The sequence below is a fragment of the Nostoc mirabile CHAB5784 genome, from assembly GCF_020829645.1.
Classification (GTDB): Bacteria; Cyanobacteriota; Cyanobacteriia; order Cyanobacteriales; family Nostocaceae; genus Nostoc; species Nostoc mirabile.
Genome location: NZ_JAIVFS010000234.1, coordinates 1 through 4,654, shown reverse-complemented (window position 1 = coordinate 4,654; position 4,654 = coordinate 1). Strand labels below are relative to the sequence as shown.

4 protein-coding genes and 1 pseudogene are annotated in these 4,654 nt (G+C 41.9%); 4 read left to right on the top strand and 1 reads right to left on the bottom strand.

From position 1 onward, the window contains the following. Positions 1 to 89 precede the first annotated feature (89 nt). From LC653_RS44800 to LC653_RS44785, 4 genes are all read left to right on the top strand, one after another. Positions 90 to 2,558 (top strand): hypothetical protein, encoded by a 2,469-nt coding sequence (locus tag LC653_RS44800; protein ID WP_229501674.1) that lies wholly within the window; start codon positions 90 to 92, stop codon positions 2,556 to 2,558. Continuing rightward, the gene (locus LC653_RS44795; RefSeq protein ID WP_229501673.1) at positions 2,555 to 3,379 is read left to right on the top strand and encodes a pPIWI_RE module domain-containing protein; all 825 of its coding nucleotides are present in this window, start codon (positions 2,555 to 2,557) and stop codon (positions 3,377 to 3,379) included. The genes LC653_RS44800 and LC653_RS44795 overlap by 4 nt, the downstream gene beginning before the upstream one ends. A gap of 29 nt (positions 3,380 to 3,408) precedes the next feature. Continuing rightward, on the top strand, positions 3,409 to 3,690 hold the full coding sequence (locus LC653_RS44790) for an RNaseH domain-containing protein (protein ID WP_308189262.1): 282 nt from the start codon (positions 3,409 to 3,411) through the stop codon (positions 3,688 to 3,690). A gap of 587 nt (positions 3,691 to 4,277) precedes the next feature. Continuing rightward, positions 4,278 to 4,541 (top strand): hypothetical protein, encoded by a 264-nt coding sequence (locus tag LC653_RS44785; RefSeq protein WP_229501671.1) that lies wholly within the window; start codon positions 4,278 to 4,280, stop codon positions 4,539 to 4,541. A gap of 11 nt (positions 4,542 to 4,552) precedes the next feature. Here LC653_RS44785 and LC653_RS48195 read toward each other — a convergent pair. Continuing rightward, positions 4,553 to 4,654: pseudogene (locus tag LC653_RS48195) on the bottom strand (IS982 family transposase); the annotation flags it as partial.

Sequence of the window (4,654 nt, the reverse complement as noted above, 5' to 3'; positions counted from 1 at the left end):
AATCAGGACACGCGGCCATAATTTTATGCAAACTTTTATGTGATGTTTAGGCTATAACCCTTGAAATGTCGTTAATTTTTGGTCAGGGTATGATTCACAATTTGGTCATCCAGGGGGTAAAAGCACAAGACCCTTTAGAAGATCCATTTATTACCAAAGCACGTCAAATTCTGAGTACGCCTATTCTGTATGACTTACACAATGCTAAGTTTGCTGATCCTCGTCAGTCGATGGCAGTTTTCTTAGGTGAAGAGACAACAGCCGAAAGAATACCGATTAGCCCTATTGCTGCCCCTATTGCTGCTCGTCGTAAACATTCCCTCAACCGCCTACCAAGAGGCAATATCCGCATTCCTCTAAGTGAACTGCGCGATTTGGCTATTGAGATGGATGAGCGCGATTCCCAAAATCCTGAGCGGCGACCTGGCAATTGGGCAAAACGCTTTGAACGCTTTGAGCTGATGATTTCGGAACTTGGAGAGGAATTGCGGAAAGAAAATGATGTTTTGGAATTGGAAGGTATAAAGCACTTAATTGGTTTGCCAGGGTCAGGTAAAACCACCATTCTCATGTTGATAGCTGTCTGGCTGGGAAAACATGGTTATAAAGCGATGTTTGTGTTTCCCTCCATTGAAGTTGCTAGACAATACATGGCTGAACTGGCATTTCATCAGGTTAAGGTGGGGATGCTTGTTGGCCAAAGTGATGAAACTCGTCGTCGTCATGCAGATAATATTGCTGAAGCGATCGCCGCTTCCGGTGGTAGTGGTGGCTTTGCCCATACTCTAGATCAGGCAGAAGTTTTCGGCATGAACTGTGTCTTGCCAGCTTTTGCAACAGGTGATACCTCAATGTGGGGTTTTGGTTCTGCTCCCTGTGAAAAAGTATTCCAAGGCAGAGATAAAAAAGGGCGAATGAAGCAATGTCTTTGTCCTTTGTGGACAATGTGTGGTCGTAACAAAGCACCACGAGATTTACTTGATGCTGATATTTGGGTTGGACACGTACTATCCTTAGACACACGAGTATCATCTCATGCAATTGATGAACAAGTACGGTATTTTGAATTAATTGCTCGCACTTTCGACGTAGTTATTTTTGACGAAGCCGACATGGTGCAGTCAGTGCTGGATGCTTATGGAGCAGCAACTTTAAGCATTTCTGGCACAGAGCGATCTATTCACCGAGTGATTTTAGAACAAATTCACAATCGCATTGCTCGTGGTGAGAATTATCTCTTATTTGATCGGGATTTGGAACTCTATAGCCGTAACTTGGCAGAATTTGGTGCTTACAATACCTCCCTGATAACTGTCGTTCAAAATATGTCTGAGTCGCGATCGCGGGTTGGAAAACGCTACGAAAATCAATTGCTGACGGTATTACGAATTGTTAGTGAACTATTGAATGGTCTAGATAAACCATCCAGAAACGAGACTGTTGATGAGCAAGAAGTCAAACTAGGCTTTAGCAAAAGTCATGCACTGGCTGAATTTTGGGAGAGAGCAGCATACAATGCCTTCTACGATCGCACAGGTGTTGAGAAACCCGAATGGTTTAAAGCAGATTTGTGCGCTCGAACTCTAGCTCAACACCGTGCCACACTCAAAAAACAATGGAAGGATCTGATTCTTCTTTTTCGTCGGTATCTAGCTGAAAATCTCATTCAGCGACGCGATGCAATTGTAGAAGACATTGCTAAATTATTTCTCAACCTCTGCTTTTCGGATCGTTCTCCACCGATAGAAGCAGAGGATTTAGTTAAATTACTTGTGACTGTTACCTTCGTTATCTTCGGTTATCAGCGAATTATCCCAGGAACTAGAACGATGGTTGCAGAAGGGTTGATCCGTGAACCCATTGTAGAGTCAACTGCAACACCAGAACTCCGAAAAATTATTCCAGAAAGCATTTTAGGTTCATTTTCTGGTGTGAAGTACAGCTTTTCCAAAGCACAAACAACTGTTACTAGTGCCAGGAATGTTCAACTGTCTTATATTGCATTTGTTGGTGCGCCTCGGATGTTGATGCACCGTTTTCATCGGTTGTTTGAAGCAGATAGTGAGCATCCAGGACCAGCTATTTTAATGACATCGGCAACCTCATTTTTAGAAGCGAGTCCTGCTTATCACATTAACGCTGGCCCCCATTATTTACTAAAACCAAAACCGCTTCCACCAGAGGAGAATCGAGAACCCAGCGTTTATCGCTTTAAATGGTTTTCTGATCGCGAACGTGGTGATGAACCCTTAAGATACAGTGGTGCTGGCGATCTTCGAGGCCGTAATCTTTTGCGAATGGTCGATGCTCTTGTACGGGGAGGAACTAAATCTGAAATTTACAAGGCCATGCGAAAATTTGATGTCAAGTCTGGTATCTGTCGCAAAGCAGCCTTAATAGTTAATAGTTATGAACAGGCTCGTACTATTAAAAAACATATCAATGACTACTATCCTGAAGTTGGACGATATACAAAAAGCAATTGTTCGCTCACTCAGAGATGGAGAACAACCGACGGATTTTGTCACTGCTGCTCAATGCGAGGCTTTAGGAGATGACGAAAACTATTCAAAAACAAATTCATAGCAAAAATCTGCCTTATGCATCACTGCGAGGGTATCTAGAAGTAGAGCTAAAAAATGCAGCGCGAATTGAGTCAAGTTTAGGTTTTAGTAAGCGTGCCTTGAATAGGGCAGACAGTAAATATGATCCAGAACCTTTTGTATATATAGACGGTGGAAGTGAACAAGAAATTAATAAGACTCTTCGCCCAATCCTCAATGATTGGATAACAAAATATCTCAAGCCTTTTGCAGAAAAAGAAGAGGTATCAACAAAAATCATTGAACGTTTGGAAGAATTACAGGATAAAAATGATTTACTAAAAATTACTCCTTTAAAATCTCAAGTGCTGCCTTGGATTTGGTCTCAAGAAACAGGAACAACTCAGCATAGAAATCAATATGATTATCGAGTACTAGCAGATTATGTTGCTCGTCAAATTGCTGGACAGGAAATATTTCAAGGGTTAGGCCCAATGAAACGTATTATTTCCAGCAATGGAACATTTACCTCTGGTAGGGCAGAACTGATTACCGATCCAAGATCCTTAAAAGATACAAAAGGAAAATTTAGCTTAGTCTTGCGATTGGAAGTTATAACATTTCCCTCTTTGCATCAACCTTTACTGAAAGTCGATATTTCCAAACGTCGTTGGCTTACTCAGCTTAAATCTCCCAGATACAACAGTCATGATAACGGGCCACAAGAAGATATATTAGTTGGTAAAGATTTGAAAGCTAAAAAACGATCAGGTGAGCGACTTAAAGCATGGGAGCCTATTGCAAAACAAATTAAAGAGCGCAATACCAGACCCTAGCCAAAAAGGCTGATGCTTCCAAAGAGCAAATTTATAACAAAGCTGGGTTAAAAGTACATCAACTCTCTATACAAGCTCCATTTGTGGATCGCTGGCCTACTCCTAACCCCCTTGAGATTGTCGTTACCTTGCGACAACCTGAAGATAATCCTGATGACCTAGCAGCCTTTGTAGAATCATTGCGCTACGGCTTTGGTCACTACAGCGATTGGACAGCCTTACCCGGCCTCTTATTTTTTGAGCGTGTTGTACGGGACTACATCAGTGATTTTGCGATCGCAGATGAGGATATTGAATCGGAGCAAGATTAAATATCCTGCCAGTGTAGAAAGAGGCTACTAATAAATTTACAACTTGAAGCAGGTATTATTTACAATCAAACTCGCAGAAAGATGACTGTTACAATGCATCCCGACGCATTGGCATTGTAAGGGGACGCATTAACAGTGCGGCCGACGCATTGGTATTGTAAGGAGACGCATTAACAATGCATCCCGACGCATTAGCATTGCAAGGGGACGCATTAACAATGCGGCCGACGTATTGGCATTGTAAGGAGACGCATTAACAATGCATCCCGACGCATTAGCATTGCAAGGGGACGCATTGGCATTGCAAGGGATTGCCAAATTTAATTCGCTACGAATTAATGAAATGCTGTACTTAACAAGCCAAGGTTAGGACTGCAACCTAAAACTTGAGTTTATTGAGCTTAGTGAAACCCCAGAACAAGCCCGAAAGCTGGTAAAAATAGTGTGATTGACATAGAGATATGAAGCAGCAATTGGGAAAGGAAACTACTACCTTGAATTGGGTATAACCCGTATGTTCTATAGCTTTAAGTCACTTTTCTAGATTTTACAATATAAGTAAGACATAAAAATAAAGCTTCAATTATATGAAAATACTCTCATCAGAACTAGTCCATTTGGGATTTGGCAAATATGTGCGTTCTGACCAAGTAACAGCAGTTATACCAATAGAAGAGGAGCGAGGCCCAGGGCGACGAACCTTTGTTCACGTTCAAGGGCAAAACGATCCAATTATCGCCTCTCGCGCTGAAGATACCATCGTGCGTGATTTAGTACAGGAACCACGCGAAGTTACCCAAGCACGTCAGCAGCAGGAAATTCTTCAAGATTTATTGGTTAATTTAACGTGAGTTCGATGGAACTAAAAAATCGCAGGAGGTAGAGCAGGTAAATCTTTCGGGGAAATGTCAATACCAGGTTTTTTGGGTAAATAGGTGTAGGCGGTTAAACCAGCTATCAAGTT

Coding starts and splice junctions, on each gene's coding strand:
- LC653_RS44800 (WP_229501674.1), top strand. CDS start 90: ATGATTCACAATTTGGTCATCCAGGGGGTAAAAGCACAAGACCCTTTA.
- LC653_RS44795 (WP_229501673.1), top strand. CDS start 2,555: ATGACGAAAACTATTCAAAAACAAATTCATAGCAAAAATCTGCCTTAT.
- LC653_RS44785 (WP_229501671.1), top strand. CDS start 4,278: ATGAAAATACTCTCATCAGAACTAGTCCATTTGGGATTTGGCAAATAT.